Source organism: Paracoccus sp. FO-3, from assembly GCF_006386455.1.
In the GTDB taxonomy this organism is placed as follows: domain Bacteria; phylum Pseudomonadota; class Alphaproteobacteria; order Rhodobacterales; family Rhodobacteraceae; genus Paracoccus; species Paracoccus versutus.
Window position 1 is genome coordinate 1 of sequence record NZ_VCBQ01000329.1, and the last position, 322, is coordinate 322.

General features: G+C 64.6%; 1 protein-coding gene. It reads right to left on the bottom strand.

What is annotated here, in order from left to right; translation table 11 throughout:
- Positions 1 to 322 (bottom strand): transposase (locus FE811_RS27235; RefSeq protein WP_181181011.1); only part of this gene is annotated, 322 nt, incomplete at both ends.

A 322-nucleotide genomic window follows, 5' to 3' on the forward strand; every position in this document is an offset into this window, starting at 1 on the left:
CTCGAACCGTCCCATCTGCGATGCCGAGGCCGCTTGTGCATCGACCGCTCTGCCGCCGACAACTTGGCGCATGACCGGATCGCAGGCGAGACGGTTGGCGTCGTTGACATCCTCGTATCCGGCCAGCCGCCCAAAGACTGATTGCCGGAACAGGCCGTCGAGCCGATGGACCGTGTTCTTGCCAGAGCGAGTATCGCGCAGCGCCGCTGACGCCAAATCGGACAACCCGAGCGCGTCATCAAGCTCGCGCATCACCAGAAGGCCGCCGTCGGAACTGAGCTGCGTGCCGCGAAATTCCAGCCGCACGCGAGGGTCGAAATCC